1 protein-coding gene and 1 pseudogene are annotated in these 899 nt (G+C 63.8%); both read left to right on the top strand.

The genetic code is table 11. The features are described 5' to 3' along the window. Positions 1 to 745: SPFH domain-containing protein (locus EOA27_RS38270; protein ID WP_145970897.1), on the top strand; the 745-nt coding region annotated here is incomplete at its 5' end. Between the two features lie 26 nt (positions 746 to 771). Continuing rightward, positions 772 to 899, top strand: a pseudogene (locus EOA27_RS42790) (NfeD family protein); the annotation flags it as partial.

Genomic DNA, 899 nt, shown 5'->3' with positions numbered 1-899 from the left:
GGTGCTCGACGTCCCGACGCAGGAGATCATCACCCGCGACAATGCCATCGTCGGGGTCGACGGCGTCGCCTTCTACCAGGTGCTGAACGCCGCCCAGGCGGCCTATCAGGTCGCAGGTCTCCAGAACGCCATCCTCAACCTCACCATGACCAACATCCGTACCGTCATGGGCTCGATGGACCTCGACGAATTGCTTTCCAATCGCGACGCGATCAACGAGCGCCTCCTGCGCGTCGTGGACGAGGCGGCGCATCCGTGGGGCATCAAGATCACCCGCGTCGAGATCAAGGACATCAACCCGCCAGCCAATCTCGTGGAATCGATGGGCCGCCAGATGATGGCCGAGCGCGACAAGCGCGCCCAGATCCTGGCCGCCGAAGGCCTCAAGCAATCGCAGATCCTTGAAGCCGAGGGCCGCAGGGAAGCCGCTTTTCGCGACGCCGAGGCGCGCGAGCGCTCGGCTGAGGCCGAAGCGAAGGCGACGCAGGTCGTGTCGGAAGCCATCGCCAAGGGCGATGTGCAGGCGATCAACTACTTCGTCGCGCAGAAATACACCGAGGCCTTGGCCAAGATCGGTTCGTCGAGCAACAACAAGATCGTGCTGATGCCGTTCGAGGCCTCGTCGCTGATCGGTTCGCTCGGCGGCATCGGCGAGATCGCCCGCGAAGTCTTCAAGGGCGATACCCCATCGGGCACGCCGCGCCAGGGTTCGCGCCCGCCGATCGTGCGGCAGACCGACGGCTGATCATCTAACTCTGTGGGAGACCGTCAATGATCGACCGCATCGTTTCGGAACTCGGCCCGTGGAACTGGATGGTTCTCGGCATCGTGCTCCTGGTGATGGAAGTCGTGGCGCCAGGCGTGTTCATGCTGTGGATCGGCATCGCGGCGCTGATCGT

This window comes from Mesorhizobium sp. M2A.F.Ca.ET.037.01.1.1, from assembly GCF_003998075.1.
In the GTDB taxonomy this organism is placed as follows: Bacteria; Pseudomonadota; Alphaproteobacteria; order Rhizobiales; family Rhizobiaceae; genus Mesorhizobium.
Note: the sequence above shows the minus strand (reverse complement) of the source record. Positions and strands in the feature narration are given on the sequence as shown.